Raw genomic sequence first — 25501 nt, forward strand, 5'->3', positions numbered from 1 at the left:
TTGGCGGCGTCACGCGAAGACCGTGACGCCCTTTTCCGTGACCACCGCATCCAGCCGCTGGTCGAACCCGTCGATGGGCACCGCGTCCACCTCCTGCGCCGAGAACGCAAACCCCACCGCCACCACCGGCCCCCGCGCCCGCAGGCCCGCCAGCGTCCGGTCGTAGAACCCCCCGCCATAGCCCAGCCGATAGCCCCGCCGGTCCCAGGCCAGAAGCGGCACGATCAGCACCTCCGGCTCGACCCAGGCGCCTTCCTCGGGGATCATCGCCTTGAACGCACCCTCCACCAGCCTGCATCCCGGCCACCACTCCCGGAACCGCAGCGGAGCGGCCTTCGCCACGATCACCGGCACCCCCACCGGCCCCTGATGCGCGGCCATCGCGGGCAAGGGGTCGATCTCGGTCCGCATCGGCATGTAGCCCGACAGCACACGCCCACGATGCGCCGAGAGGTAATCCGCCAGGATCTCCGCCGCCTGCCCCTGCCCGGCAGCAAAGGCCTCGGCCCGGCGCGCGAAGGCCTCGGCCCGCGCGACTGCCTTCACATCGCTCATAACAGTATCACCGTCGCCAGCCCGAGGAAGGCAAAGAACCCCATCACATCCGTCAGCGTGGTGACGAATGTCCCCGAGGCCAGCGCCGGGTCCAGCCCCAGCCGCTCCAGCGTCAGGGGCACCAGCACGCCCCCCAGCGCCGCGACGATCTGGTTCACGATCATCGCCATCCCCAGCACCAGCCCCAGATGCCAGTCGCCGAAGATCAGCGACCCCGCCACCCCCAGGATCAGCGCCAGCCCCAGCCCGTTCAGGATCCCCGCCCCCAGCTCGCGCCAGACCACCCGCGCGGCATTGGCCTGCGTCAGGTCGCGCGTCGCCAGCGCACGCACCGCCACCGCCAGCGACTGCGTCCCCGCGATCCCCCCGGTCGAGGCGACGATCGGCATCAGCGCCGCAAGCGCCACCAGCGCCGAGATCGTCGCCTCGAACTGGCTGATGACCATGGCCGACAGCGACGCGGTGCCAAGGTTCACCACCAGCCAGGGCAGCCGCTGCTTCGCCGTCTCCAGCGCCCCGTCATTGACGCTCGCCTCGTCGCCGACGCCCGCCAGACGCAGCATGTCCTCCTCGTGCTCCTCGTCCAGCACGTTCATCGCGTCGTCGATCGTGATCACGCCCACCAGCCGACCGGCCTCGTCCACCACGGGGCAAGAGATCAGGTGATACTGGTTGAAGATATAGGCCACATCCGCCTCGGGATCGGTCGCCTGAACCGTGCGGAAACTGTCCTCGGTGATATCGGCCAGCTTCGCCTCGCGCCCCGAGGACAGGATGCGCCCCAGCGTGGCATAGCCCACCGGCTTCATCCGCGGATCGACCAGGATCACATGGTAGAACTGGTCCGGCAGATGGTCGGCCTTGCGCAGAAAGTCGATGGTCTCGCCCACGGTCCAGTGCTCCGGCGCAACCACCACCTCGCGCTGCATCAGACGGCCGGCGGAGTTTTCCGGGTAGGACATCGCCTGCTCGACCGCGACCCGGTCGGCATCCTCCAGCGCCTCCAGGATGATGTCCTGCTGCGGCTGCTCCAGGTCCTCCAGCAGATCGACGACATCGTCGGTCTCAAGGTCGCGCACCGCCTCGACCAGCACCTCGCGCGGCAGGGCCTCGACCACCTCCTCGCGGATGTCCTCGCTGATCTCCGACAGGATCTCGCCGTCGATCTCGTGCGACCAGAGCCGCAAGAGCGCGCGCCGGTCGGCCGGCCCGATCTGCTCCAGAAGGTCGGCGATGTCGGCGGCGTGCAGGGGCTCCAGCAGGGCATCGACCGCCTCGCTGTTGCCCGCCTCGACCGCCTCCAGCACCGCATCGATCCGGTCCTGATCCAGCGTCACCTCTTCGGTCTCTGCGTGATCTTCCGCCATGCGCGCCCCCGTCCGATTGCCACGTCCCGGGCGAAAACAGTTTCACCGAAACGGGGTCACCGGGCAAATTTACCCCGGACCGGAATGCCCTTAGTCTGGCGGCGAGACAAGGGGATAAAGTCCATGGATCTTCTGATCGGTCAGGTCATCCGCTTTGACGGCGACCCGTTTCGCGACGGTCCGGGCGCGGCGCGGCACCATGGCCACGGCGCCGTCGCGGTGGAGGGCGGCCGGATCGTCGATGTAGGGGAAGCCGCCCTCCTCCGCCCCCGCTATCCGCAGGCCCGCGTCCACGACCATGGGCAAAGGCTGATCTCGGCCGGCTTCATCGACGCCCATGTGCACTATCCCCAGACCGCGATCATCGCCTCCTGGGGCAAAAGGCTGATCGACTGGCTGAACAGCTACACCTTCCCCGAGGAAATGCGGTTCAGCGATCCCGCCTATGCGATGGAGATCGCCAACCGCTACCTCGACCTCGTGCTTGCCCGCGGCACCACGACGGTCTGCACCTACGCCACGATCCATCCCACATCGGTGGATGCAATCTTCACCGCCGCCCGGGCGCGCGGGATGCGCCTTTTCGCCGGCAAGACCTGCATGGACCGCAACGCGCCCGAAGGCCTGCGCGATACCGCCCGGTCGGCCTATGACGACAGCAAGGCGCTGCTCCGGAAATGGCATGGGGTGGACCGGCTGTCCTACGTCATCACCCCCCGTTTCTCGCCCACCTCCACGCCGGAACAGCTCGCGGCCCTCGGCGCCCTCTGGCGCGAATATCCCGACTGCCTGATGCAGACCCATCTCTCCGAACAGACCGACGAGATCGCCTGGGTCCGCGACCTCTTCCCGCAGGCGCGCGACTACCTCGACACCTACGAAGCCCAGGGCCTCCTCGGCGAAGGCGCGCTTTACGGCCACGCCATCCACCTGACCGAGCGTGAGCGCGCGCGCCTGATCGAGGCCGGGGCCTCCCTCGTCCATTGCCCGACCTCGAACACCTTCATCGGCTCGGGCCTTTTCGACATGACCCTGGCGCAACACCTCCGCGTCGGTCTTGCCACCGACACCGGGGGCGGCTCGAACTTCTCGATGCTCCCCACCATGGCCGCCGCCTACGAGGTGGCGCAACTGCGCGGCCAATCCCTGCACCCCGCACAGCTCTGGTGGCTGGCCACGCAAGGCTCCGCCCGCGCGCTGCATGCCGAGGACCGCATCGGCAACCTCGCCCCGGGGATGGAGGCCGACCTCGTGGTGATCGACCTCGCCTCCACCCCCGCCATCGAACAGGCAACCCGCCGCGCGACAGACCTCTGGCAGCAGCTGTTCCCCACGATCATGATGGGCGACGACCGCGCCGTGGCCGAGGTCTGGGTGGGCGGCAAACCTCTGGTCCACTGACCCGAAACGGTCTTGCTCTTTTCCCAAATACTCCCGCCGGAGGCAAACCTCCGAGGTCTTGCGCGTCCTTCACGCGCAAGGCCGAGACAAAAGGTCTTCGCGCCGAAGGCGCTCGATCTGACAACCGCCGCAACCCGCACAGCCGCCCGGACATGAGGCCCGCCGCCCACCCCGGGGTGCCTCCCCTCCCCCTCCGTGGGGAGGGGTCGGGGGTGGGGGGGCCGACCGGCGAAAAGGTAAACGCCACCCTAACGCCCAGGGCCAACCCCTTGATTCCATTGGCCCCGAAAAAGCGCCGCGCGCGGTGCGCTATTCCGCCAGCTCCCAGCCGTCGGGGTAGAAGTCATGCTTCAGCGCGATCTCGGTCGCCGCATGTTCCCGCTCCCAGATCGCCTCCGGGGTGACCGGCATCGGGCCGTATGAGGCGATCAGCGTCTCCCCATCCTTCAAGCGCCGCGTCGTGAACCCCGCCAGCCGCAGCGCCCGCTCGAAGGCTGGCCACGAGGCATCCAGCTCCTCGACGAAGAAGGCGAACTCCACCACCGCCGTCTTCGGCAGGCTCACCCCCTTCGACATCCGGAAGGTCTGAAAAGTCTCGCGCCGCTGGGCAGCATAATCGTGGGACATGGGGCCTCCTGAAAGGCCGTTCTACCTCACTCCGCGCGGGTGCAGAAGCCCCGCTCATAGGGCGTGTCGAACCGCCACTCGCTCGCGTTCAGCGCCTCGAATCCCACCGGCTCCAGCGCCCGCTCCACCCCGTTCTCGGTGGCCACCATCCTCCACAGATCGACGTCGCACTCGAAGCTCTTGTCCAGATATTCCCCGGCATGATGGTAGCCCACCACCGTGAACTGGTTGTCGATGAACTGCACCTGCGTCACGCTGCGTCCCGAGCCTTCCTCATCGGCATATTCGATGACCACCTGCAGGATGCTGCCCTGCCCGCTGTCCAGCACTTCCAGCTCCTGCCGCGTCGCGAAGGCGCCCAGCGCAAACTCGGCATTGTCGAGCTGCGGGTCGCCCTCGGCCCGCGCCGGGCTGTCCGGCCCGCCGCCCCAGATCGTCAGCCGCGCCTTGTCCTCGTTCTGGGTCAGCCGGGCCAGGAAGGTGAAGCCCGACCCCGTGGACCCGGCCCAGTTGCCGCTGGCTTCGGACAAGAGGGTCTGGGCCGCTGCGGGCAGGGCAAGGCCAAGGGAAAGGACAAGGGCGGCAGATCGGCGCATCTCGGGGCTCCATCAGAGGTGTCGCCGACAGCTTGCCCGCCCCATCGCCCCGCGCAAGGGCGGGAATTCCTCACAGCCCCTCGGCCAGCCGCGCCGCCAGTTGCCGCTGCCGCTCCACCACGCGGGGCAGGTCCAGGGTCAGCAGCTGACCCTCCCGCACCACCTGCCGCCCCTCGACGACCAGATGGCGCACCCGCGTCGGGCCGCAGAGGATCAGCGCCGCCACAGGGTCCCAGGCCCCTGCCGCCTCGATCCCCGCGACGTCCCAGATCGCCAGATCCGCCCGCCTGCCCGGCGTGATCGCCCCAAGATCCTCGCGCCCCAGGACCTGCGCGCCACCCAGCGTCGCGATCTCCAGCGCCTCGCGCGCGCTCATCGCATCGGCCCCCCGCGACACCCGCTGCAACAGCATCGCCATGCGGGCCTCGGCCACCAGGTTGCCGGCGTCGTTCGAGGCCGAACCATCGACCCCCAGCCCCACCCTCACCCCTGCGTCCCGCATGGCGCGGACGGGGGCGATGCCCGAGCCCAATCTACAATTCGAACATGGGCAATGCGAAACACCCGTTCGCGACCGGCTGAAAAGTTCAATTTCCGAACTATTCAGCTTTACGCAATGCGCATGCCAGACATCGGGGCCGGTCCATCCCAGCTCCTCGGCATACTGGCCGGGACGGCAGCCGAACCGGGCCAGGGAATAGGCGATATCCTCGTCGTTCTCGGCCAGATGGGTGTGCAGCATCACCCCCTTGTCGCGCGCCAGCAGGGCCGCGTCGCGCATCAGCTCGCGGCTGACCGAGAAGGGCGAACAGGGCGCAAGGCCCACCCGCACCATGGCCCCCGGACGCGGATCATGGAACCGGTCCACCACCCGGGTCATGTCCTCCAGAATCGCCGGTTCCCGTTCCACCAGGCTGTCCGGCGGCAACCCGCCCGCGCTTTCGCCGATCGACATCGCGCCGCGCGTCGGGTGAAAGCGCAGGCCCACCTCTGCTGCCGCCGCGATGGTGTCGTCCAGCCGTGCGCCGTTGGGGTAAAGATAGAGATGATCCGAGGTCATCGTGCAGCCCGACAGCGCCAGTTCCGCCAGACCCACCTGAGCCGAGGTGAACATCTCCTCGGGTCCGAAGCGCGCCCAGATCGGATAGAGCGTCTTCAGCCAGCCGAAGAGCAGCGCATCCTGCCCCCCCGGCACCGCGCGGGTCAGGGTCTGGTAAAGGTGATGGTGCGTGTTGACGAGGCCCGGCGTCACCACGCAGCCCCGCGCGTCGATCACCTCGGCCCCCGGGGCGGCCAGGGCCTGACCGACCGCATGGATGACCCCGTCGCGGATCAGCACATCGGCATCGGCCCGTTCAGAGCGCACGGCGTCCATCGTCACGACGACAGCGGCATTTCGGACCAGAAGATCAGCCATCGGCGCACCTTTCGGGCGCCCTTCGGGTTCATCGGAAACCCAGGCCGTCCGTCAGAAGGGCGAAGGACACGTCCGGCGGCACCAGGATAGCCCCGGCCCGGCGCAACCGACAAGAGGTCGGTCAAGCGGAACGCGCGCAAGGTCTTTCAAACCGGGCCGAATGGTCCGCTCTGCCCGGGATTTCCGTCGCCCGGCCTAGCTGTTCAGCAGGGCCAGGGCCTCGGCATGGATTTCGCGGTTGGCGGCAGCCAGGATCTGGCCGCCTTCCAGCGCCGGGCGGCCCTGCCAGTCGGTGACGATCCCGCCCGCCGCCTCGATCACCGCAATCGGGGCCTGCACGTCATAGGCCTGCAACCCGGCCTCGATCACCAGGTCGATCTGACCCGCCGCGATCAGGGCATAGGCATAGCAATCCGTGCCGTAGCGGACCAGTTTCGCCCGGCTCGCCACCCGACGGAACGCGGCGCCTTCCTTTGGCGTGCCGACCTCGGGGAAAGTCGAGAACAGGATCGCCTGATCCAGCGGGCGGGCGGCGCGGGTTGCCAATGCCTGCTCTCCCATCGGCCCCCTGACGCTGGCCCGACCAAGACCGCCCTCGAACCTCTCGCCGATGTAGGGCTGGTCGATGATCCCGTACAGCACCCCTTCCGCATCGCGGACCGAGATCAGGACGCCCCAGGTCGGCGTGCCAGACAGATAGCCGCGGGTGCCGTCGATGGGATCAAGCACCCAGGTCAGGCCGCTCGAGCCCGACGTGGTGCCATATTCCTCGCCAAGGATGCCATCCTGCGGGCGGCGACGGGTCAGAACCTCGCGCATGCGCTGTTCCGACAGTCGATCCGCCGCCGTGACCGGATCGAACCGGTCGGTTTCCTTGTTTTCCGCTTCAAGGGAACGGGTTCGGAAGTAAGACAACGTGGCGACGCGCGCCACATCCGCCAGTTCATGCGCTGTTGCGACCAGATCCGCCGCAAGCGCCGCTGAAACCCGCATGATCCTCTCCCTGACCTGTGGGGCCTTCCAGCCCAGTCCCCGGGCGCTACCCGCGCACGGGGACAAGGTCAAGGCAGTCAGGCAGCTTCGGACAGAACGCGCGCCAGATCGAACAGCCGACGGCGCTGCGCCTCGGGGATGGCGTAGTAGGAGCGCACCAGTTCCAGGGCTTCCTTGTCCGACATCATGTCGCCATGGGCATAGGCCGCATTGACCTGGCCTTCGGCGAGACCTTCGAAGAAGAAAGAGATCTGCACACCCAGCGCATCGGCAATGTCCCAAAGCCGGGAGGCGCTGACCCGGTTCATGCCGGTCTCGTACTTCTGGATCTGCTGGAATTTGATGCCGACCTTGTCGGCGAGCTGCTGCTGCGTCATGCCCACCATCCAGCGGCGGTGACGGATGCGCTTGCCAACATGTGCGTCTACGGGATGCTTCATTATGTACTCCATGTACTCCAAAACGTGTGTCCGTTCCCCTCGTGAATGTATAAGCATTTTCCGTGCCAATTCTGGCGCTCCATTCATTTCGCGCTAAAAAAACTTTCGGGATCGAAAAACCTGTCTTTTTGGATAAGTCGAATTATCCAGGCGTATAACACACGGCACGGTTGTCCACAGCGGCCCGCAGAACGAGTCGAACCGAATCAGGACTCGCCTCATGGTGGTATCGCATTTTGCTTTGCATTTTGCACAACTCTGCCACATCCCGTCGCATAATGCGAAACTGCGGATCATCGCGTTGCAAGAAACGGTAGGCTCGGTAAAAGCTCTACACCGCAGGTAGTAGAAACAACGGTCGAAAAAGGGGCAGAAGATGCAGGCGTGGCAGGTGACGGAACCCGGCGCGACACCCATCCTTGCGACTATCAGACAAGCATTTCCCGTTAAAGGCGAAATCGTTGTGCAGGTGGAAGCAGTCGGGCTCAACTTTGCGGATATGCTTGCAATTCAGGGCAAGTACCAGGTTCGGCACCCGTTTCCCTACATCCCGGGGATGGAACTGTCCGGGGTGGTCCTGGCGCTGGGGCCCGACACCAAAGGGCCCGCGCCGGGCACCCGCGTCCTTGCAACCTGTCCTGCCGGGGCGCTGGCCCGCCAGATCGTGCTGCCAGTCGGCCGCGTCTTCCCCATCCCCGACAGCATGGGACATGACGAGGCCGCCGGGTTTCCCATCGCCTACGGCACCTCGCACCTGGCGCTGACCCACACCGCGCGGTTGCAGCCCGGCGAGACGCTTTTCGTGACCGGCGCTGCGGGTGGCGTCGGGCTGACGGCGGTCGAGATCGGCAAGCGTCTGGGCGCGCGGGTCATCGCTTCGGCCCGGGGGGCGGACCGGCTGGCGGTTGCGCAGCGGGCCGGGGCAGATGTGCTGATCGACAGCGAGGCACCCGGCCTGAAAGAGGCGTTGCGTGCCGAAGGTGGGGTGGACGTGGTCTATGACGCGGTGGGTGGCCCCGCCTTCGACGCCGCGCTGCGCGCCTGCAAGCCCGAGGGTCGGATGCTGGCCATCGGCTTTGCCTCGGGCCAGGTGCCGCAGATTCCGGCCAACCTTCTGCTGGTCAAGAACCTGACGGTGTCCGGCTTCTGGTTCGGCGGGTTCGAAACCCACGCCCCCGCCCGCGTCGCCGCCAGCCTGACCGAGCTGTTGCGCTGGCGGGCCGAGGGGCTGATCCACCCCCATGTCAGCCATGTCCTGCCGTTCGAGGCAGTGCCCGAGGGGCTGGCGCTGTTGCGCGAGCGCAAGGCGACCGGCAAGGTGGTGATCCGGGTCGGCCCGGGCGACTGAGCTCAGGCCCCGTAGGCGCAGCGCAGTTCCTGCACCAGCAGATCCATCGCCTCGTCCCTGCGTCGGTTGGCGCGATAGAGCGCCAGCTTCATCTCTCCCACCGGGGGCAGCTGGTTCTCGCCGGCGATCGGCGCCATGCCTTCGGGAATGCTGCCCAGCATCCGGACCGATACCGCCAGGTCCGCCGCCACCGTCGCCTCGACCGCCTGCTCGCTTTCGCCCCCCGTGGCCATCTCCCACAGGATGCCCGCCGCCTCCAGCGCGGCCTGCGCGCGCGGGCGGAAGATGCAGGTGTCCTTGAACCCCAGCCGCAGGGGCCGACGCTGCCAGGCATGGCCGTCGACCGCCCCGACCCAGACCAGCCCGCGCGTGGACAGGATCTCGGCCTCGGGGTCCGGGGTTTCCTCGGTCGTCAGCATCAGGTCGAAGGCGCCCCGCGCATAGTCCTGCTTCATCAGCAGCGTAAAGGACGACACCAGATGAATCCGCACCTTCGGGTAGGCCTGCGCCATCCGCTTCAGGATGCCGGGGATCGACGGATAGACCACGTCATGCGGTACGCCCAGCCGGATCTCGCCCTGGCAACAGGTCGCCGACAGCAGCGACATCGCCTCGTCGTTCAGCGCCAGCATCCGGCGGCCGTAGGACAGAAGCTGCTCGCCGTCCGGGGACAGCGCCAGCTTGCGGGCCGCGCGCAGGAACAGCGGCATGCCAAGCGAGTCCTCCAGCCGCTTGATCTGCATCGAAACGGCCGACTGGGTCAGGTTCAGATATCCCGCCGCGCGGGTCACACCGCCGACTTCGGCAACCGTCACGAAGGACCGCAGGGCAGAGAGGTCGAGATTGCGCGGCATATCACAGATCCTGATGGCTGGCGTAACAATCATTCGTTTCCATCATGAAGAAGATTGGAGCATCTTTCAAGCATCCTGATGCTTCGGCGTCGCACCATCATCGATCCTCATGAAAGGACCCGAACCATGTCGCTCCGCGCGCACGCTCTTCCCATCACGTCCGGCCTGCATCGCCTGACTGCCAGTCTTGCCCGGCTCCCCTCGCGCATGCTGAAGGCAGCCGCACTGGCGCGGTCGCGTCGGGCTTTGCGACACCTCGACGATCACCTCTTGCGCGACGTCGGTCTGACCCGATCCGAAGCACTGACCGAGGCCGCGCAATCCGCCTGGAAGGCTCCTGCGCACTGGCAGGAGTGAATTGCTCCGCTTTCGCTGTTTGACCGGCCGTAATCCTTGAAATCAGGGGCTGGCTTCCCAATATTTGACGCACGAGGTCGCGCCGGTTCCCCCGGCGTTGCCCTTAGGGACAACATCGGAGGCTTCTATGGCTCAATATGAAACGATCCGCAGCGTTGGCGTCGGCGCCCGCGCGCAGATCGACGAAGGGCTTCGCGCCCACATGAACAAGGTCTACGGGCTGATGTCCGTGGCCATGCTGGTTACGGCCGGCGTCGCCTGGGCGGTCGGCTCGTCCGAGCAGCTGTTCTCGATCCTGCGCAACCCCGCAACCGGGTCGATGACGATCCTCGGCTGGATCGCGATGTTCCTGCCGCTGGGCATGGTCTTCGCCTTCGGCGCGCTCATCAACCGGATGTCGGTCGCGGCGGCGCAACTGTTCTTCTACGCCTTCGCCGCGGCGATGGGTCTGTCGCTGGCCTGGATCTTCCAGGTCTTCACCGGCGTCTCGATCGCACAGACCTTCCTCATCACCGCGATCTCCTTCGCGGGCCTGTCGCTGTATGGTTACACCACCAAGCGTGATCTCAGCGCGATGGGCACCTTCCTGATGATGGGTCTGATCGGCCTGATCGTCGCGATGATCGTGAACCTGTTCCTCGCCTCTTCGGCGCTGGCCTTCGCGATCTCGGTGATCGGCGTGCTGATCTTCGCGGGTCTGACCGCCTTCGACACGCAGCGGATCAAGAACGACTACATCCAGCATGCGGTGGCGATGGACCAGGAATGGCTGGGCAAGTCCGCGATCATGGGCGCGCTGACCCTGTATCTGGACTTCATCAACCTGTTCATGTTCCTGCTGCAATTCCTGGGCAACCGCGAATAGGTCGCCCGACAGCCTGACGAAAGGGCCGGTCCCGGGACCGGCCCTTTTTCATGTCGGCAGGTTGGTCAGCATCCTGATCGCGGGAAACAGGATGCCCGGCTGCAAGGGCACGTCGATCTGCCCGACCACACGGAAGCCCAAAGCCGCGTAGAACGGCACCGCCGTCCGCGTCGACAGGCACTCCATCCGCCGCACACCCGCTCGTGCGGCATCCGCCATCGCCTCGACCATCAGCTTGCGCCCGACGCCCTGACGGACCAGGTCCGGATCGGTCGCCACATGCCGCACATGGCCGGTATCGCCCGCTGCCGAGCCCCGGCCGCCGGGATGCCCCAGGCTCCACCCGCCCGAACCGACCACACGGTCCGTCGCATCCACGGCCAGGAAATACCGGCCCGAGGCCAGCAGCTCCGGTCGTGCCCGCGCGATGATCGGCACGGCCAGCACCATGACCGAAGGCGGATAGTCCGCTGCAAGCAGGCGCGGATAGCTGCGCGCCAGAAGCCGGTCGACAGCTGCAAGGTCGCCAGGTCCGGCGCGGCGGATGGTGATCGTCGGTGCCATGCCCGACAGATGGCGCGCTGGCACGGAAAGGAAAGCCGCGCCTCAGACCACCGCGCCGAAAACCTTCCCCACAAGCGCCGTCACCGCCATCGCGACCGCCCCCCAGAAGGTGACCCGCAGCACCCCGCGCCAGACCGATGCTCCGCCTGCCTTCGCCCCCACCGCCCCCAGCGCCGCCAGGAAGATCAGCGACAGCACCGTGACCCAAAGTGAGATCGTCGCCTCGGGCACCAGCGCCGCCGTGGCCAGCGGCAACGCCGCCCCGACCGCGAAGGTCAGCGCCGACGCCCCCGCCGCGACCAGAGGCTTGGCCTCGGTATGCTCGGAGATCCCAAGCTCATCGCGCACATGCGCGGCCAGGGCGTCCTTCTCGTGCAACGCCGCCGCGACCTGCGCGGCAAGCGCGGGCGGCACCCCCCTGCGTTCGTAAATGCCAGCCAATGCGCGCAATTCCTCCTCAGGGTCTGCGGCAATCTCGGCGGCCTCGCGGATCACATCCGCCCGTTCGGTATCGGCCTGGCTGCTGACCGAGACATATTCCCCGGCGGCCATCGACAGGGCCCCCGCCGCAAGCCCGGCGGCCCCGGCGATCAGCACCTCGGCCCGCCCCGAAGCGGCAGCAACCCCGACGATCAGCGACGCGGTCGAGACGATCCCGTCATTCGCCCCAAGGACGGCTGCCCGCAGCCATCCCACCCGGGCCACATAATGCTCTTCACGGTGATTGCGTTCCATGGGACCTCGCTTGTGTCGTCCCGTCCTTGTCCCATCGCGCCACGCCGTCAAGCCGAAGCGCACTTTCGACGATCAGCGCCAGCTTATTGGGCAAAAGAAAAGGGCCGCGCCCCTGCGGACACGGCCCCGAACCTTCGATCCGGCGCGATCCTACTTGATCTTGCCTTCCTTGTACTCGACATGCTCCCGCTTCACGGGATCGTACTTCTTGACGACCATCTTCTCGGTCATCGTCCGGGCGTTCTTCTTGGTCACATAGAAGTGGCCAGTGCCCGCGGTCGAGTTCAGGCGGATCTTGATGGTGGCGGGCTTTGCCATGGTCGTTTCCTCTGCATCGGGGAATCCAATGGCCCCCGGTCAAATCCTTGAAGCCCGCCTTTTAGCCACGCAGGCGGCAGAGTCAACCGCGAAACGGCCAACCTGTGATCGATTTGCGCGGAGAGCCTGTAAGCCGGATTCTGTCCTGGGCCGAAACCCATGGATGACCATTCCTCTGCCAACCGTGTCGCCACGGCGGTCAAGCTGCCAACCCGGGCCTCTCGGGCGTTGGCATCCCTGCGGACGGTATCCCGGGCCTGACCCGGGACCGGCCCCCGCGCGAGGCCCCTATTTGGCATTGCTCCGGGTGGGGCTTGCCGTGCCGGTCCTGTTGCCAGTCCCGCGGTGGGCTCTTGCCCCACCGTTTCACCATCACCCCGGCGAACCGGGGCAGTCTCTTCTCTGTGGCGCTTTCCCTGGGGTTGCCCCCGCCGGGCGTTACCCGGCACCCTTGCCAACGGGAGTCCGGACTTTCCTCGACCCCGGACATGATCCGGGGCCGCGGCCATCCAGCCCTCCGCGCGAGGCTCAGTTAGGCATCGGCGCCGCTTCCGTCAATCGCAAACCGGCGCAGGGCCGCCGCCAGCGCGCAATCCGTCGCGTCCAGCGGTCCCCTGGCCATAGGCCGAAAGCGCAGACGAAAGGCGGCAAGCAGCGTCTGAGGCGCGGCCTCGGGATAGCCGAAGGCGCGCAGGTCGGCGACAAACCCCGCCTCGTCCGGCACATCGCCGACGCCCCCCTGCGTCGCGGGCAGGGAAGCCTCGGTCAGATCGGGCCAGACTGCCAGCCCCTGCAAGGCCAGCCGCCGCCAGTCGAACCGCGCGCCCGGGTCGGTCTTGCGGTCCGGCGCCAGGTCGCTGTGCCCGATCACTGCCTGCGGCGGCAGCGCGTGACGGTCCAGAAGATCGGCCAGCAACCGCTCCAGCGACGCCATCTGCGGCTCGGCAAAGGGTTCGGCCCCGCTGTTCACCAGTTCGATCCCGATGGACCGCGAGTTCACATCCCCCGCCCCGCCCCATTCCCCTGCCCCGGCATGCCAGGCCCGCGCGCCCTCATCGACCAGCACATGCAGGGTTCCGTCCCGGTCGATCAGGTAATGCGCCGACACCTCGGCCTGCGGATCGCACAGCCGCTCCAGCGAGGCCGCGCAGTCAAGCACGGTGTAATGCAGGACGATCAGCTCGACCCTGGCCCCGCCCTTCCGGTCGCCGAAGTTGGGCGACGGGTAGGTCAGCCTCACTGCAGCGCGGTGCGGAAAGGACGCGGATCCCAGGCGCAGGCGAACCCGTCGCCGTCGGGATCGACGCCCATCCGGTCGCGCTCGGGGCCGCCCTTGGCCAGAAAGTCCTGCTGGGCCTGATCCGACGAGGCATACTTGGCGCAGGCCGCGTTCGCGTCACGGATGCCGAGACCCGACCGCTTGTACATCTGGACCCCCGGCGCATGCTTCGTGGCCAGCGCGAATTCCACGATGTTCGGCCCGATATCGCCTGGCCGCTGCGGCAGGTCCTTCGGCTGGACCACGACATATTCCGCCCGGTTCCGCGCAATGCGCTCGGCATCGCTTTCGATGGTCTCGCGCGCCGAAACCGCGTTGAAGTCCTGTTCGTCCGAGATGCCGATGTGGTTGGCGACCTCGCCCGATTCCTCCTTGATCCCGGCCGGAGCTCCACCACGCGGACGGGCCGCAGTATCGGTGGGCGTTGCGACCGGCGCGGCCAACGGGGTCGCGGTCGGACCGGGCGTCACCGGCGCGCCTGCAACCGGGGCCACGCCCTGCGCACGGTCGATGGCGGCTGCGGCGGCGGCCGGATCGAAGCCCCCGCCCGGCGGCGGGATGGTGACCGGAGTGCCCGCCGGCCCCGGGGCCGCGCCCCGGATATAGCTGTTGTAGTCCTGAAAGCCGACGCCCGGTCCGGTCTCGGTCGACGTGGGCGTGCAGGCGGCCAGCATCAGCGCAGCAACAGTCGCGCCAGCGGCGGGAAGATAGGTACGGCTCATCAGTGCCTCAATGGGTGCGTTTTGCGGCCCATTACCACCATTTTTCCGCTTTGGCCACAAAGCCCGCCCGGCTTTCCAACACATGTGCGTAATTCAGCAACTCTGCCTCTTGCCAGGGTCGCCCGATCAGTTGCAGCCCCAAGGGCAACCCCTGCCCGTCCAGCCCCACCGGGACCGAGATCCCCGGCAACCCCGCCAGGTTCACCGTCACGGTAAAGACGTCGTTCAGATACATCTTCACCGGGTCGGCATCCGCCATCTCTCCCAGTCCGAAGGCCGCACTGGGAGTGGCCGGGGTCAGGATCGCATCCACGCCCTCCGCGAACACCGTCTCGAAGTCGCGCTTGATCAGTGCCCGCACCTTCCGCGCGCGGTTGTAATAGGCGTCGTAGAACCCCGCCGACAGCACATAGGTCCCCACCATGATCCGGCGCTGCACTTCCGGCCCGAAGCCTTCGGCCCGGGTCTTTTCGTACATCTCGGTGATGCCGTCGCCTGCCGCCAGCTTCGCCCGGTGGCCATAGCGCACCCCGTCATAGCGGGCGAGGTTCGACGACGCCTCGGCGGGGGCGATCACATAGTAAGCGGGCAGAGCGTATTTCGTGTGCGGCAGGCTGATGTCGCGCACCTCGGCGCCCGCGTCGCGCATCATCTCGATCCCGCGCGCCCACAGCGCCTCGATCTCCTCCGGCATCCCGTCCATCCGGTATTCCTTGGGGATGCCGATCACCTTGCCCCGGATGTCGCCGGTCAGCGCGGCCTCGAAATCCGGCACCGGAATGTCGGCGCTGGTCGAATCCTTCGGGTCATGCCCCGCCATCGCGCCCAGCATGATCGCCGCATCGCGGACCGATTTGGTCATCGGCCCCGCCTGATCCAGGCTGGAGGCGAAGGCCACGATCCCCCAGCGGCTGACGCGGCCATAGGTCGGCTTGATCCCCACGATCCCGGTGAAGGCCGCCGGCTGGCGGATCGATCCGCCGGTATCCGTCCCCGTCGCGCCAAGGCAGAGGTCCGCCGCCACCGCCGCCGCCGACCCGCCCGAGGACCCGCCCGGCGTCAGAAGCCGGTCGTCCACCTTCCAGGGGTTCACCGCGTTGCCATAGCAGCTGGTCTCGTTCGACGAGCCCATGGCGAATTCGTCCATGTTCAGCTTGCCCAGCATCACCGCGCCCGCCTCGAACAGCTTCGCGGTGACGGTGGACTCATACTCCGGCCTGAACCCCCGCAGGATGTTCGACGCGGCCTGGCTCGGCACGCCCCTGGTGCAGAACAGATCCTTGATCCCCAGCGGAATCCCGCACATCGAGGGCGCATCGCCCGCCTTCAGCCGGGCATCCGCCGCGCGTGCCTGCTCCAGCGCGATCTCGGGCGTCTTGTGAACGAAGGCGTTCAGCGCGTCGCCCGCGTCGATCGCCGTCAGGCAGGACATGGTCAGGTCAACCGCCGAGATCTCGCCCTTGCGCAAGGCATCCCGCGCCGCCGCGATTGTCCAGGTATTCGCGCTCATTCCACCACCTTCGGCACGGCAAAGAACCCCTCGCGCGCGTCGGGCGCGTTCTTCAGCACCTGGGCCTGGATGTTGCCATCCGTCACCACATCCGCCCGCCGCTTCAGCCGCATCGGCGTGACGCTGACCATTGGCTCCACCCCCGTCACGTCGACCTCGTTCAGCTCTTCCATGAAGCCGAGGATGCCGGACAGCTGACCCGCCAGTTTCGGCAGGTCCTGTTCCTCGACCCGGATCCGGGCCAGTTTTGCCACCTTGCGGGCGGTGTCGATGTCGATCGCCATCGGGCTCTCCATTCGGTTTGGCCCCGTTTAGCCCGCGACCACCGCCCCTGCAAGCGCCTGGCGGCTGACCGCGCGGCAGCCGCCCCGGCGGGCGGTTGCGGATTGTCATGGTCACACCATCTGCCCATGCTATCTGCCTGCACGGAAAGCACGAAGGAGAAACACATGCAGATCACCTGGTTCGGCCATTCCGGCTTCCGGATCGAGATCGAAGAGGCCGTCCTGCTGGTCGATCCCTGGCTCACCGGCAACCCGATGTTCCCCGTCGGGCAGGAAGATCGGGCGGTGCAGGGCGCGACCCATATCCTGCTGACCCATGCCCATGGCGACCACGCCTCGGACGCGGCGCGGCTCGCGGGCAAGCTGGGGATCAAGGTGCATTGCATCCACGAGGTTTCGGAATGGCTGAACAGCCAGGGCTGCGAAACCCTGGGCTTCGGCAAGGGCGGCACGCTGACCCTGAACGGCGCGAAAGTGACGATGGTCAACGCCGTCCATTCGGCCAGCATCGACTTCGGGGGCAAGGGCCTTCTTCCGGCAGGGTCTGCGGCGGGTTTCATGATCGCGGGCGAGGGCCACACGATCTATCTCTCGGGCGATACCGACATCATGGCCGACATGGCCTGGATGGCCGAATACCACCAGCCCGACATCGGCATCCTGTCCTGCGGCGGGCATTACACGATGGACATGGAACGCGCCGCTTGGGCCGCGCGGAAATGGTTCAACTTCCGCTGGGTGATCCCCTGCCACTACCGGACCTTCGGCATCCTCGCCCAGGATGCCAGCCTGTTGAAAGCCGGCCTCCCGCCGGGGATCGAGGTGATCGAACCGCAGGTGCTGGAGCCGATCCGGATCTGACCCTTCCGGGCGCTACCTGTAGCCGTAAAGCCACCCGTCGCCGTCCGCCTCCAGAATATCGGGGTCGATCAGCGGGTGGTTGCGCAGGTCCACCCCCGACAGCGCCGGAATCCGGATACGGTGCAGTGACTGCCCCGGCCCGCAGGGCGCAAGCCCGCGCAGCGCGTTGGCCTTGTCGCGGTCGATGAACTCGGCCACCACGCAATGGCGGATGCCCTGGCCGCAGTGATAATCGCCCCGGTGCGGGATGTTGGTATCGAAGACCAGGCAGTCCCCCGGCTGATAGGCCACCCGCACCGCTCCTTCACGCTCATCCGTCTTTGGCTTGAACAGGAACCGCGAGATTTCGTCCTTGATCCGGATGTCATAAAGATTCGGACGCTCGGTCGGGACGACCACCGTGCCGGACGGATTGCCCTCGGTGTCGAAGACCATGAACACCTTGACCCGGTAGCCGACATTGTCGTCGTGCCAGCCTTCCGCCGTAGCGTTCAGCCCGTCCATCACCGACTTGACGTAAAGGTCGTCCAGCCGGACCCTTGGCCCCAGATAATCGGTCATCGCCGCCTGAAGCGTCTTCGAGGTCAGGATCGCCTCCCAAAGGAAGGCGGGCAGGTTCCAGTTGAAATAGATGCGCTTCGCCTCGTCCGGGCGCACCCGCAATTCGGAGGCGATCATGCGGGCGTTCAGGCCGGGCGCGTCGAGGAAGCTGTCGATGCGGGTCTTCAGCATCCCGTCGCGAATGCCGCTGCGCTGCACGTTTCCCGTCGCATCCGACCGGCGGTCGAAACGGTGGATCGGACCAAGGCAGCGCCTGCGTCTGCCCAAGAGCTTGAGCGTCTTGACGGCCTTCTTCACGCTGCTCGCCATCAGGATTGCCTCTCGCCATTTCCGGTGTAGCTGCTGTTGAAAATGCCGAACTGCGCCCGCAACCGCAAGGCGCGCGCGCCGGATTGGGCGAGGTTCGGCCCTTGCACCCCTCGCGGCCGGGAGATCTGGCTTGACGTGAAGGCACCCCCGCTGCTCCCGACGCCGGACATCACTGACGGGAACCGTGCCATGAATGCCAAGCTGTTGTTCGTCGATATGGGGACCCATGAGGCACAGCAATACATGGGGGATTTGGGCCACGTCCGCCTGACCTGCCTGCGCCATTGGCTCCGCCATCCGATGCGGCCGAGGTCAAGGGTCAGGATGCCCTCATTGACCTCTATTCCTAGATGGAGGCACAGGGCATTCCGTTCCTGCCCCTACACTCCGACTTCACGACCTGGCCCGCCGCGGCCGAAAAGACGCTGGCGCTATTGGACGGCCGGTAGCGCCTCAGGCGTTAACCAAACCCTAATGCTCACATCCAACCCATTGAAATCATGGGGCCCGCAAATCTGTCCACGCGTGGTCAGCTACCCGCGCCTGTCCGCGAAGAACCCCTTCAGCAGCGCCTCCGCCTCCCCTGCCCCGATGCCGTCATAGACCTCGGGGACGTGGTGGCACTGGGGGTGGCTGAAGACCCGCGCGCCGACCGTCACCCCCCCGGATTTCGGGTCCGCCGCCCCATAGTACAGCCGCCCGACCCGCGCGGCAGAGATCGCGGCGGCACACATCGGGCAGGGCTCCAGCGTGACATAGAGGTCGCAGCCCACCAGCCGCTCCGATCCCGTGATCCGGCAGGCCTCGCGGATCGCCAGCATCTCGGCATGGGCCGTCGGATCGGACAGCTCCCGGGTCCGGTTCCCGGCCCGGGCCAGCACCTCTTGCCCGCGCACCAAAACCGCCCCCACCGGCACCTCGCCGCGCAAGGCCGCCGCCCGCGCCTCGTCCAGGGCCAGGGCCATGAACGACCGGAAGCCTTCGCGTTGCTCTTTCATGCCCGCATCACTATCCTGCGCACCCCGGCCACCAAGGCCCGAAGGATGTGCCCCATGGTCGGAAAAGAAAAGCCCCCCGCCCCGAAGACGCCCGCCAAGGCAACCGACACGCCGGAAGGCGAACGGATCGCCAAGGTGCTGTCCCGCGCCGGCATCGCCTCGCGCCGCGAGGCCGAGCGGCTGATCGAACTGGGCGAGGTCAAGGTCAATGGCAAGGTCATCACCTCGCCCGCGCTGAACGTCACCGCAAAGGACCGGATCACCGTCCGGGGCGAGCCGGTGGGCCAGCCCGAACCGCCGCGCCTGTGGCTCTACTACAAGCCCGAGGGGCTGGTGACCTCGGCCGCCGACGAGAAGGGCCGGGATACGGTGTTCGACCACCTGCCCGAGGACATGCCCCGGGTGATGTCGGTAGGCCGCCTCGACCTGAACTCCGAGGGACTGCTGCTGCTGACGAATGACGGCGAACTCAAGCGGCGGCTGGAGCTGCCTTCGACCGGCTGGCTGCGGAAATACCGGGTGCGGGTCAAGGGCAACCCGACTGACCCGGACCTCGAACCCCTGCGCAAGGGCGTTACGGTGGACGGCGAGAGGTTCCAGCCGATGGACGTGAAGCTTGACCGCCATCAGGGCGCGAATGCCTGGCTGACGGTGGGCCTGCGCGAAGGCAAGAACCGCGAGATCCGCCGGGCGATGAGCCATATCGGGCTGACGGTGAACCGGCTGATCCGCATTTCCTACGGTCCCTTCCGACTGAACGAATTGCAGCCCGGCGAGGTCGAGGAAGTGCGCCCCCGCGTGCTGCGCGAGCAGTTGGGCCTGTCCGAAGGCGAAGTGCCCTCGACCCCGCGGTCGGCGCGCAAGGCCGACCCGAAGCCCGCCACGAAGCCCACGCCCGGACCGGCGCCGAGGGCGGACGAGAAACCCGCAGCCCGGCCTGCGGCAAAGGGCAAGCTGCTCAAGCCCGGCGAGGGCCTGAAACAGCTGTCCGAGACCTGGCAGAAGGCGACCCGGCCGACGCCGCGCAAGGGCGACCGGGCTGCGACGGATCGCCCCGCCGCGACCCTGACCCCGCGACCGAAAGGTGCGCCAACGCGGACGGGGCCTCGTCCGGGCGGACCGAAAAAGGGTTAGCCCCGGCTTTTTGCCTCGAGCGCAGACAGGCTGTCGGGCAGGAAGCGTTCGGAAAATCCGGCGATGAAGCACCAGACGATCAGTTTGGCGAAGTTGGCGGAGGGGCCTTCATAGGGCATCCCCGCGCCGGTGTGGACCGTCCACAGCGACCCGAAGCCGCCGTTGGCTCCGTTTTCCGGCGCCGGGAACAGCTCGCCCCCGATCAGGTGGCCAGAGATCACGAAGTAGAGGATCACCGACGAAAGGCCGCCGACCAGCAGCCGGACCATCAGGAAATGCCAGGAATAGCCGTTCTCCAGGTCATCCAGGCTGAGTCTGACCGCGGTGTTCTGGAAGGCGATCAGCCGGGACAGATAGGCGCCGAGAAAGCCGAAGAAGGTCGTCACGATCAGGTTGTATTTCACCAGATCGGTGAAGGGCATCTTCTCGACCGCGACGGCGAACCAGCCGGTGCCGAGGATCAGGAACACCCCGACGATCACCGCCGTCAGCCCGAAGCCGAGATAGGTCATCCGTTTGGCCACCCGCGCCCGTTCGGCGCGTTCGGAGCGTCTCTCGGCATAGCGGTTGTGGGTGTCGCGCAGAAGTTTGGCCAGAAGCGCCTGTTTCACCTCGTCCGCAGCCGCGGGATCGCGCCGTTTGGCCAGGACCGCGACCGAGGGCACGGCGATCCTTTCGGCAGTCAGGAAGGCGCTGTCCAGCGCGACCTCCAGATCGGCGCCGGACTTGAGCCGCACCAGAAGGATCTCGATCTCGTTCGGGATCTCCCAGTTGCGCCAGTTTTCCGGGTTGTCGGCGACCTCGGGGGCCAGAAGCGCCCCGATCTGCGGGTCCTTCAAGTCGGGATGCTGGGCCAGGTGCCGGTGATACGAGGCCCGCAACCCGGCCATATGCGCGCCCCAGGCGCGTTCTTCGCCACGGCGACCCTTGCTGTCGGTCGTGGCGTCGCTTTCGGATTCCTGCATCGGATCCTCCGTTCAAAACGATCACGTCATCAAAATCTGCCTACCAATCGGCGAAGCCTGCGCCCGTTGCCGATTCTGCGCAAGGTTCGGGTGTCAAGCCATCGCCGGCGGCCGGGGAGGAATGCCGCCGATTTCCCCCCTGTGGCGCTGGCAGTGGATGCCCACCTCGGTTAAGGTCGGAACCAACGCGCGGTGCAGGAGGTCAAGCGATGTCGGGAACCGGGTTGAGGAACCTGTCGCTGGCCCTGCTTGTTGCCCTGACGGCCTATGTGGCCTGGTCGGGGGGCGTCTGATGGCGGAACGGTTCGGCGGGAAATACTCGCCCGGTGGGACAGGATCAGGCGGCGAGGTGCCGGTCCTTGCCGAGGTGCGCCCGGTTGGGGTGTGGCGCACGCGGGTCCTGTTCCTGACCGCCTTCCTGTTCCTGTTCCCGGCCTTCGGCGACGGCCCGCGCGAGATGCTGATGGGGCTGGCAGCCGGCGGGCTTATCATCCTGTCGGCCTGGCAGACGCGCGAGGGGCTGCGGGCCGAAGCAGCCTACAACGCCCGCAAGGTCGCTCGCCGACCTGTCCTGCCGCGCAAGGCCCTGGGCGCGGTGCTGACCGGGCTTGCGCTGGCCCTGGGCGGGGTGATCGCGGATCAGGGGCTGGTCTACCCGGCGCTGTATGCGCTGGTCGGGGCCGGGCTGCATATGGGCGCCTTCGGGCTGGACCCGATGGCCGACAAGGGGATGGCGGGGATCGACGCCTTCCAGACCGGCCGGGTGGCGCGGGCTGTCGAGGAAGGCGAGGCGCATCTGGCGGCGATGAAGGAGGCGATCCTGCGGGCGCGCGACCGGGGGCTGGAGCGGCGGGTGGACCAGTTCGCTGCCGTGGCGCGGGGCCTGTTCCGCACGATCGAGAGCGATCCGGGCGACCTGACGGCGGCGCGGAAATATCTTTCGGTCTATCTGATGGGCGCCCGTGACGCGACGGTGAAGTTCGCCGACCATTATGCCCAGACCCGCGATTCGTCCGCGCGGGCCGATTACGAGGCGCTGCTGACCGATCTGGAAACCACCTTCGCCGAGAAGAGCAGGGCTTTCCTGACCAACAACCGCAGCGATCTGGACGTCGAAATCTCGGTCCTGCGGGACCGCCTGAAGCTTGACCATTGAACCCGAAGGGGAGTGACCATGTCCGAGACCGTCCAAGCCGATGCCCAGGCCCTGCTGACCGAGGTCGAGAAGGTCACAGCCGTGATCCTGCCCGAGCCGGTGACCGAGGTCGTACCGCTGGAGGAGGCACCCGCAGGCAAGGCGGAGGAAATCCGCAAGCGGATGGCCGAGGTCGATCTGACCAGCACGCAGTCGATCATCTCGTTCGGGTCCTCGGCGCAGGCCGAATTGCAGGTCATCAGCCAGGCGATGTTGCAAGACGTCAAGAACAAGGACGTCGGGCCCGCAGGCGACAGCTTGCGCAAGATCGTCTCCACGATCCGCGGCTTTGCGGCGGAAGAACTGGACCTGCGCCGCGAGGCGAGCTGGTGGGAGCGTCTGCTGGGTCGTGCTGCGCCCTTCGCGGAGTTTGTTGCGCAGTATGAGGACGTGCAGAGCCAGATCGACAATATCACGGGCGAGTTGCTGGCGCATGAGCATACCCTGCTAAAAGACATCAAGAGCCTGGATCTGCTGTATGAAAAGACCCTGACCTTCTACAACGAACTCGCGCTCTACATCGCCGCCGGAGAGGCGAAGCTGGCCGAGACCGATCAGGTCACGATCCCCGCCAAGGAGGCAGAGGTGGCCGCGGCCCCGGAGGCCGACAAGGTGATGAAGGCGCAGGAGTTGCGCGACCTGCGGGCAGCGCGGGATGACCTGGAGCGCCGGGTGCATGACCTGCGCCTGACGCGGCAGGTGACGATGCAGTCGCTGCCCTCGATCCGGCTGGTGCAGGAAAATGACAAGTCGCTGGTCACCAAGATCAACTCGACATTGGTGAACACCGTGCCCTTGTGGGAAACGCAGCTGGCCCAGGCGGTGACGATCCAGCGGTCGAGAGAGGCGGCCGAGGCGGTGCGGGATGCCAACGACCTGACGAACGAGTTGCTGAAGGCCAATGCCGAAAACCTGCAACAGGCGAACAAGGTCGTGCGCGAAGAGATGGAGCGCGGCGTCTTCGACATCGAGACGGTCAAGCAGGCCAATGCCACGCTGATCGCCACGATCAACGAAAGCCTCGCCATCGCCGACGAAGGCAAGGCCCGGCGCGCGGCAGCCGAGGCGGAACTGGTGAAGATGGAGGCCGAGTTGCGCGATACGCTGGCCTCGGCCAGGGCCCGCCCCACCGCGCCTTCGGCATCGGCCTGAGGCGTCGGCGGCAAGGCATGGCCCACGGACAGACAGTCACGTCCCTGAGGACCGGCGGTTGGAGCCTTGCCCAGAGCCTGGCCCTGTGCCTTGCCCTCGCAGGCTGCATCGGCACATCGCAACCGGCGGCGCCTCCGCAGCCCGAGGCACCGCCCGTTGTGACCCCGCAAACGGCCAAGAGCGCGGCGGCCCAGGCCTATTTCGCCCAGGTGCAGCAGACGCTTCTGGCGCAGGGGATGCTGCGGACCGACGGCGGCGCGGATATCCCCGTCACCGACCGGATGCTGGCGGAAAACTTCATGCGCATCGCGCTGTTCGACGAATACCGCCGAGGCTCGGGCGGGTTCGTGCGCGAGGAGACGGCCAGCAACCTGCGGCGCTGGGAAGTGCCGGTGCGCATCGGGATCCGGTTCGGCGCGAGCGTGCCGCCGGACCGGCAGGCGACCGACCGCGCCCGGATCGCCAGCTTTGCCGCGCGTCTGGCGCAGATCACCGGCCATCCGATCTCGGTCGACGACCGCAACCCGAACTTCTTCATCCATGTCGTATCCGAAGACGAACGCGAGGCTCTGGGTCCCGTCGTTCGCGCCACGCTGCCCGGCCTTGGCCCCGCCGAAGTTGCCGGGATCACCGCGATGCCGCGCACGACCTATTGCCTCGTCTATGCCCTGGCCGACAGCGCCACCGGCGCCTATACCCGCGCCTTCGCGGTGATCCGGTCGGAACATCCCGACCTGCTGCGCCTGTCCTGCCTGCATGAGGAGCTGACGCAAGGCCTTGGCCTGCCGAACGATTCCCCCCGTGCGCGACCGTCGATCTTCAACGACGACGAGGAGTTCGCCCTGCTGACCGATCAGGACGAGCTTCTTCTGCGCATCCTTTACAGCCGCGAACTGCGGCCGGGCATGAGTGCTGACGAAGCCCGGCCCATCGTCTTCTCGCTTGCCAGTCGCCTGACCGGCGGCGAAAGTTGATCCAGAAACGGAGGGTCCAATGGTCTTCGATTTCCTCAAGGGCGAATTCATCGACGTCATTTCCTGGCTCGACGACACGCGGGACACGATGGTCTGGCGGTTCGATCGGCGGGGGCAGGCGATCAAGTATGGCGCCAAGCTGACGGTGCGCGAGGGCCAGGCGGCGGTCTTCATCCATGAGGGGCAGCTAGCCGATGTGTTCCAGCCCGGTCTCTACATGCTTGAGACCAACAACATGCCGATCCTGACCACGCTGCAGCACTGGGACCACGGGTTCCAGTCGCCCTTCAAGTCCGAGGTCTATTTCGTCAACACCACCCGGTTCAACGACCAGAAATGGGGCACCAAGAACCCGATCATGGCCCGCGACCCCGAGTTCGGCCCGGTGCGCCTGCGGGCCTTCGGGACCTACGCGATGCGGGTCTCGGACCCCGGCAAGTTCCTGACCGAGATCGTGGGGACCGACGGCGAATTCACTTCGGACGAGATCAGCTTCCAGATCCGCAACATCATCGTTCAGGAAGCGTCTCAGGTTTTGGCGAAGGCCGGTATCCCGGTGCTGGACATGGCGGCGAACCTTGCCGACCTGGGCAAGGTGATCGCCAATGCCATCGCGCCGAAGGTCGCGGAATACGGGCTGTCGATCCCGGAATTCTACATCGAAAACATCAGCCTGCCCGAAGAGGTGGAAAAGGCGCTGGACAAGCGGACCTCGATGGGGGTGGTGGGCGACCTCAACCGCTACATGCAGTACAATGCCGCCGAAAGCATGTCGCAACCGGGCTCGGCGATGGGTTCGGCGATGGGGGCCGGCATGGGCATGGGGATGGGGGCCAGCATGGCGCAGAACATGGGCCCCTGGGGGGCGCAGCCGGGTGCGGCGGCGGCAACCACCCCGCCGCCCCTGCCCCCCGCGACGGGAAAGGTGTGGCATCTGGCGGTCGATGGCGCGACGTCGGGCCCGTTCACCGAGTCCGATCTGGCAAGGCTGGCGGGTGAAGGTCGTCTGACCCGCGCAACCATGGTCTGGACCCCCGGTCAGGACGGCTGGAAGATGGCCGCCGAGACCGAGCTTGCCCGACTGCTGGACCAGGTGCCCCCGCCACCGCCGAAGCCCTGA

At 67.0% G+C, this 25501-nt stretch carries 28 protein-coding genes and 1 other RNA gene; 10 read left to right on the forward strand and 19 right to left on the reverse strand.

The window, feature by feature from the left end:
* Positions 1-9: 9 nt before the first annotated feature.
* Positions 10-555 (reverse strand): 5-formyltetrahydrofolate cyclo-ligase, encoded by a 546-nt coding sequence (locus tag D5084_RS04035; RefSeq protein WP_128514228.1) that lies wholly within the window; start codon positions 553-555, stop codon positions 10-12.
* A complete protein-coding gene (gene mgtE / locus D5084_RS04040; protein WP_128514229.1) occupies positions 552-1922 on the reverse strand; it encodes a magnesium transporter in 1371 nt (456 codons plus the stop codon). Before mgtE ends, D5084_RS04035 begins: the two co-directional genes overlap by 4 nt.
* Positions 1923-2045: 123 nt before the next feature.
* Here mgtE and guaD point away from each other — a divergent pair, with 123 nt between their 5' ends.
* Complete coding sequence (gene guaD / locus D5084_RS04045) at positions 2046-3323, forward strand: guanine deaminase (RefSeq protein ID WP_128514230.1); 1278 nt, start codon at positions 2046-2048, stop codon at positions 3321-3323.
* A 309-nt stretch (positions 3324-3632) separates the two neighbouring features.
* Here the strand turns inward: guaD and D5084_RS04050 are convergent, their stop codons facing one another.
* From D5084_RS04050 to D5084_RS04070, 5 genes are all read right to left on the reverse strand, one after another.
* A complete protein-coding gene (locus D5084_RS04050) occupies positions 3633-3950 on the reverse strand; it encodes a ribonuclease E inhibitor RraB (RefSeq protein ID WP_128514231.1) in 318 nt (105 codons plus the stop codon).
* Between the two features lie 26 nt (positions 3951-3976).
* The gene (locus D5084_RS04055) at positions 3977-4546 is read right to left on the reverse strand and encodes a hypothetical protein (protein WP_128514232.1); all 570 of its coding nucleotides are present in this window, start codon (positions 4544-4546) and stop codon (positions 3977-3979) included.
* Between the two features lie 70 nt (positions 4547-4616).
* On the reverse strand, positions 4617-5963 hold the full coding sequence (locus tag D5084_RS04060; RefSeq protein WP_128514233.1) for an 8-oxoguanine deaminase: 1347 nt from the start codon (positions 5961-5963) through the stop codon (positions 4617-4619).
* Positions 5964-6158: 195 nt separating this feature from the next.
* Complete coding sequence (gene hisN, locus D5084_RS04065; RefSeq protein WP_128514234.1) at positions 6159-6956, reverse strand: histidinol-phosphatase; 798 nt, start codon at positions 6954-6956, stop codon at positions 6159-6161.
* Positions 6957-7033: 77 nt separating this feature from the next.
* Entirely contained in the window at positions 7034-7396 is a 363-nt protein-coding gene (locus D5084_RS04070; protein WP_128514235.1) for a helix-turn-helix domain-containing protein, read from the reverse strand.
* A 376-nt stretch (positions 7397-7772) separates the two neighbouring features.
* On the opposite strand from D5084_RS04070, the gene D5084_RS04075 reads away from it, so the two are divergent.
* Positions 7773-8744 (forward strand): NADPH:quinone oxidoreductase family protein, encoded by a 972-nt coding sequence (locus D5084_RS04075; protein WP_128514236.1) that lies wholly within the window; start codon positions 7773-7775, stop codon positions 8742-8744.
* Between the two features lie 2 nt (positions 8745-8746).
* Here D5084_RS04075 and D5084_RS04080 read toward each other — a convergent pair whose 3' ends face one another.
* Entirely contained in the window at positions 8747-9598 is an 852-nt protein-coding gene (locus tag D5084_RS04080) for a LysR family transcriptional regulator (RefSeq protein WP_162302374.1), read from the reverse strand.
* Positions 9599-9805: 207 nt separating this feature from the next.
* On the opposite strand from D5084_RS04080, the gene D5084_RS18625 reads away from it, so the two are divergent.
* Both D5084_RS18625 and D5084_RS04090 read left to right on the forward strand, forming a co-directional pair.
* Positions 9806-9955: a DUF1127 domain-containing protein gene (locus tag D5084_RS18625; protein WP_238382514.1), complete on the forward strand. Its 150-nt coding sequence runs from the start codon at positions 9806-9808 to the stop codon at positions 9953-9955.
* Between the two features lie 127 nt (positions 9956-10082).
* A complete protein-coding gene (locus D5084_RS04090; protein ID WP_128514239.1) occupies positions 10083-10820 on the forward strand; it encodes a Bax inhibitor-1/YccA family protein in 738 nt (245 codons plus the stop codon).
* 48 nt (positions 10821-10868) lie between these two features.
* Here D5084_RS04090 and D5084_RS04095 read toward each other — a convergent pair whose 3' ends face one another.
* The 8 genes from D5084_RS04095 to gatC form a co-directional block, all read right to left on the reverse strand.
* The gene (locus tag D5084_RS04095) at positions 10869-11384 is read right to left on the reverse strand and encodes a GNAT family N-acetyltransferase (protein WP_128514240.1); all 516 of its coding nucleotides are present in this window, start codon (positions 11382-11384) and stop codon (positions 10869-10871) included.
* A gap of 42 nt (positions 11385-11426) precedes the next feature.
* A complete protein-coding gene (locus tag D5084_RS04100; protein ID WP_128514241.1) occupies positions 11427-12119 on the reverse strand; it encodes a VIT1/CCC1 transporter family protein in 693 nt (230 codons plus the stop codon).
* 150 nt (positions 12120-12269) lie between these two features.
* Complete coding sequence (rpmG, locus tag D5084_RS04105) at positions 12270-12437, reverse strand: 50S ribosomal protein L33 (RefSeq protein ID WP_008027883.1); 168 nt, start codon at positions 12435-12437, stop codon at positions 12270-12272.
* A gap of 113 nt (positions 12438-12550) precedes the next feature.
* Positions 12551-12958: RNase P RNA component class A (gene rnpB / locus D5084_RS04110), an RNA gene on the reverse strand.
* An 11-nt stretch (positions 12959-12969) separates the two neighbouring features.
* On the reverse strand, positions 12970-13677 hold the full coding sequence (locus D5084_RS04115; protein WP_238382515.1) for an N-acetylmuramoyl-L-alanine amidase: 708 nt from the start codon (positions 13675-13677) through the stop codon (positions 12970-12972).
* A complete protein-coding gene (locus D5084_RS04120) occupies positions 13674-14438 on the reverse strand; it encodes a hypothetical protein (protein ID WP_128514243.1) in 765 nt (254 codons plus the stop codon). Before D5084_RS04120 ends, D5084_RS04115 begins: the two co-directional genes overlap by 4 nt.
* Positions 14439-14469: 31 nt before the next feature.
* A complete protein-coding gene (gatA, locus tag D5084_RS04125) occupies positions 14470-15948 on the reverse strand; it encodes an Asp-tRNA(Asn)/Glu-tRNA(Gln) amidotransferase subunit GatA (RefSeq protein ID WP_128514244.1) in 1479 nt (492 codons plus the stop codon).
* Entirely contained in the window at positions 15945-16232 is a 288-nt protein-coding gene (gatC, locus tag D5084_RS04130) for an Asp-tRNA(Asn)/Glu-tRNA(Gln) amidotransferase subunit GatC (protein WP_128514245.1), read from the reverse strand. The genes gatA and gatC overlap by 4 nt, the downstream gene beginning before the upstream one ends.
* A gap of 165 nt (positions 16233-16397) precedes the next feature.
* Between gatC and D5084_RS04135 the strand changes: the two genes are divergently transcribed.
* Positions 16398-17093, forward strand: coding sequence for a metal-dependent hydrolase (locus tag D5084_RS04135; protein ID WP_128514246.1), 696 nt, complete (start codon positions 16398-16400; stop codon positions 17091-17093).
* Between the two features lie 12 nt (positions 17094-17105).
* On the opposite strand, the gene D5084_RS04140 is transcribed toward D5084_RS04135, so the two are convergent.
* Together D5084_RS04140 and D5084_RS04145 are read right to left on the reverse strand one after the other, a co-directional pair.
* The gene (locus D5084_RS04140; protein WP_128514247.1) at positions 17106-17963 is read right to left on the reverse strand and encodes a phytanoyl-CoA dioxygenase family protein; all 858 of its coding nucleotides are present in this window, start codon (positions 17961-17963) and stop codon (positions 17106-17108) included.
* Positions 17964-18496: 533 nt separating this feature from the next.
* The gene (locus D5084_RS04145; protein ID WP_128514248.1) at positions 18497-18961 is read right to left on the reverse strand and encodes a nucleoside deaminase; all 465 of its coding nucleotides are present in this window, start codon (positions 18959-18961) and stop codon (positions 18497-18499) included.
* A gap of 54 nt (positions 18962-19015) precedes the next feature.
* Here D5084_RS04145 and D5084_RS04150 point away from each other — a divergent pair, with 54 nt between their 5' ends.
* Entirely contained in the window at positions 19016-20095 is a 1080-nt protein-coding gene (locus D5084_RS04150; RefSeq protein WP_202910026.1) for a pseudouridine synthase, read from the forward strand.
* Here D5084_RS04150 and D5084_RS04155 read toward each other — a convergent pair.
* A complete protein-coding gene (locus D5084_RS04155; RefSeq protein ID WP_128514249.1) occupies positions 20092-21060 on the reverse strand; it encodes a hypothetical protein in 969 nt (322 codons plus the stop codon). The two genes, D5084_RS04150 and D5084_RS04155, sit on opposite strands and share 4 nt — an antisense overlap.
* Before the next feature lie 292 nt (positions 21061-21352).
* On the opposite strand from D5084_RS04155, the gene D5084_RS04160 reads away from it, so the two are divergent.
* Genes D5084_RS04160 through D5084_RS04175 form a run of 4 tightly spaced genes read left to right on the forward strand, consistent with a single transcriptional unit; the run spans position 21353 to position 25501 of the window.
* Positions 21353-22216 (forward strand): 5-bromo-4-chloroindolyl phosphate hydrolysis family protein, encoded by an 864-nt coding sequence (locus tag D5084_RS04160; RefSeq protein ID WP_128514250.1) that lies wholly within the window; start codon positions 21353-21355, stop codon positions 22214-22216.
* 18 nt (positions 22217-22234) lie between these two features.
* Positions 22235-23407 carry a toxic anion resistance protein gene (locus D5084_RS04165; protein WP_128514251.1) on the forward strand — a complete coding sequence of 391 codons (1173 nt, stop codon included), beginning with the start codon at positions 22235-22237 and terminating at the stop codon, positions 23405-23407.
* Positions 23408-23424: 17 nt separating this feature from the next.
* Complete coding sequence (locus D5084_RS04170; protein WP_128514252.1) at positions 23425-24381, forward strand: DUF2927 domain-containing protein; 957 nt, start codon at positions 23425-23427, stop codon at positions 24379-24381.
* A 19-nt stretch (positions 24382-24400) separates the two neighbouring features.
* Positions 24401-25501, forward strand: a complete 1101-nt coding sequence (locus D5084_RS04175) for an SPFH domain-containing protein (protein WP_128514253.1) — start codon at positions 24401-24403, stop codon at positions 25499-25501.

Source organism: Tabrizicola thermarum, assembly GCF_003574395.1.
Classification (GTDB): domain Bacteria; phylum Pseudomonadota; class Alphaproteobacteria; order Rhodobacterales; family Rhodobacteraceae; genus Tabrizicola; species Tabrizicola thermarum.

Coding starts and splice junctions, on each gene's coding strand:
- D5084_RS04155 (WP_128514249.1), bottom strand. CDS start 21,060: ATGCAGGAATCCGAAAGCGACGCCACGACCGACAGCAAGGGTCGCCGT.
- hisN (WP_128514234.1), bottom strand. CDS start 6,956: ATGCGGGTTTCAGCGGCGCTTGCGGCGGATCTGGTCGCAACAGCGCAT.
- D5084_RS04120 (WP_128514243.1), bottom strand. CDS start 14,438: ATGAGCCGTACCTATCTTCCCGCCGCTGGCGCGACTGTTGCTGCGCTG.
- D5084_RS04145 (WP_128514248.1), bottom strand. CDS start 18,961: ATGAAAGAGCAACGCGAAGGCTTCCGGTCGTTCATGGCCCTGGCCCTG.
- D5084_RS04175 (WP_128514253.1), top strand. CDS start 24,401: ATGGTCTTCGATTTCCTCAAGGGCGAATTCATCGACGTCATTTCCTGG.
- mgtE (WP_128514229.1), bottom strand. CDS start 1,922: ATGGCGGAAGATCACGCAGAGACCGAAGAGGTGACGCTGGATCAGGAC.
- D5084_RS04060 (WP_128514233.1), bottom strand. CDS start 5,963: ATGGCTGATCTTCTGGTCCGAAATGCCGCTGTCGTCGTGACGATGGAC.
- D5084_RS04070 (WP_128514235.1), bottom strand. CDS start 7,396: ATGAAGCATCCCGTAGACGCACATGTTGGCAAGCGCATCCGTCACCGC.
- guaD (WP_128514230.1), top strand. CDS start 2,046: ATGGATCTTCTGATCGGTCAGGTCATCCGCTTTGACGGCGACCCGTTT.
- D5084_RS04135 (WP_128514246.1), top strand. CDS start 16,398: ATGCAGATCACCTGGTTCGGCCATTCCGGCTTCCGGATCGAGATCGAA.
- gatA (WP_128514244.1), bottom strand. CDS start 15,948: ATGAGCGCGAATACCTGGACAATCGCGGCGGCGCGGGATGCCTTGCGC.
- D5084_RS04080 (WP_162302374.1), bottom strand. CDS start 9,598: ATGCCGCGCAATCTCGACCTCTCTGCCCTGCGGTCCTTCGTGACGGTT.
- D5084_RS04035 (WP_128514228.1), bottom strand. CDS start 555: ATGAGCGATGTGAAGGCAGTCGCGCGGGCCGAGGCCTTCGCGCGCCGG.
- D5084_RS04100 (WP_128514241.1), bottom strand. CDS start 12,119: ATGGAACGCAATCACCGTGAAGAGCATTATGTGGCCCGGGTGGGATGG.
- gatC (WP_128514245.1), bottom strand. CDS start 16,232: ATGGCGATCGACATCGACACCGCCCGCAAGGTGGCAAAACTGGCCCGG.
- D5084_RS04090 (WP_128514239.1), top strand. CDS start 10,083: ATGGCTCAATATGAAACGATCCGCAGCGTTGGCGTCGGCGCCCGCGCG.
- D5084_RS04140 (WP_128514247.1), bottom strand. CDS start 17,963: ATGGCGAGCAGCGTGAAGAAGGCCGTCAAGACGCTCAAGCTCTTGGGC.
- D5084_RS04095 (WP_128514240.1), bottom strand. CDS start 11,384: ATGGCACCGACGATCACCATCCGCCGCGCCGGACCTGGCGACCTTGCA.
- D5084_RS04150 (WP_202910026.1), top strand. CDS start 19,016: ATGGTCGGAAAAGAAAAGCCCCCCGCCCCGAAGACGCCCGCCAAGGCA.
- D5084_RS04170 (WP_128514252.1), top strand. CDS start 23,425: ATGGCCCACGGACAGACAGTCACGTCCCTGAGGACCGGCGGTTGGAGC.
- D5084_RS18625 (WP_238382514.1), top strand. CDS start 9,806: ATGCTGAAGGCAGCCGCACTGGCGCGGTCGCGTCGGGCTTTGCGACAC.
- rpmG (WP_008027883.1), bottom strand. CDS start 12,437: ATGGCAAAGCCCGCCACCATCAAGATCCGCCTGAACTCGACCGCGGGC.
- D5084_RS04075 (WP_128514236.1), top strand. CDS start 7,773: ATGCAGGCGTGGCAGGTGACGGAACCCGGCGCGACACCCATCCTTGCG.
- D5084_RS04165 (WP_128514251.1), top strand. CDS start 22,235: ATGTCCGAGACCGTCCAAGCCGATGCCCAGGCCCTGCTGACCGAGGTC.
- D5084_RS04055 (WP_128514232.1), bottom strand. CDS start 4,546: ATGCGCCGATCTGCCGCCCTTGTCCTTTCCCTTGGCCTTGCCCTGCCC.
- D5084_RS04160 (WP_128514250.1), top strand. CDS start 21,353: ATGGCGGAACGGTTCGGCGGGAAATACTCGCCCGGTGGGACAGGATCA.
- D5084_RS04050 (WP_128514231.1), bottom strand. CDS start 3,950: ATGTCCCACGATTATGCTGCCCAGCGGCGCGAGACTTTTCAGACCTTC.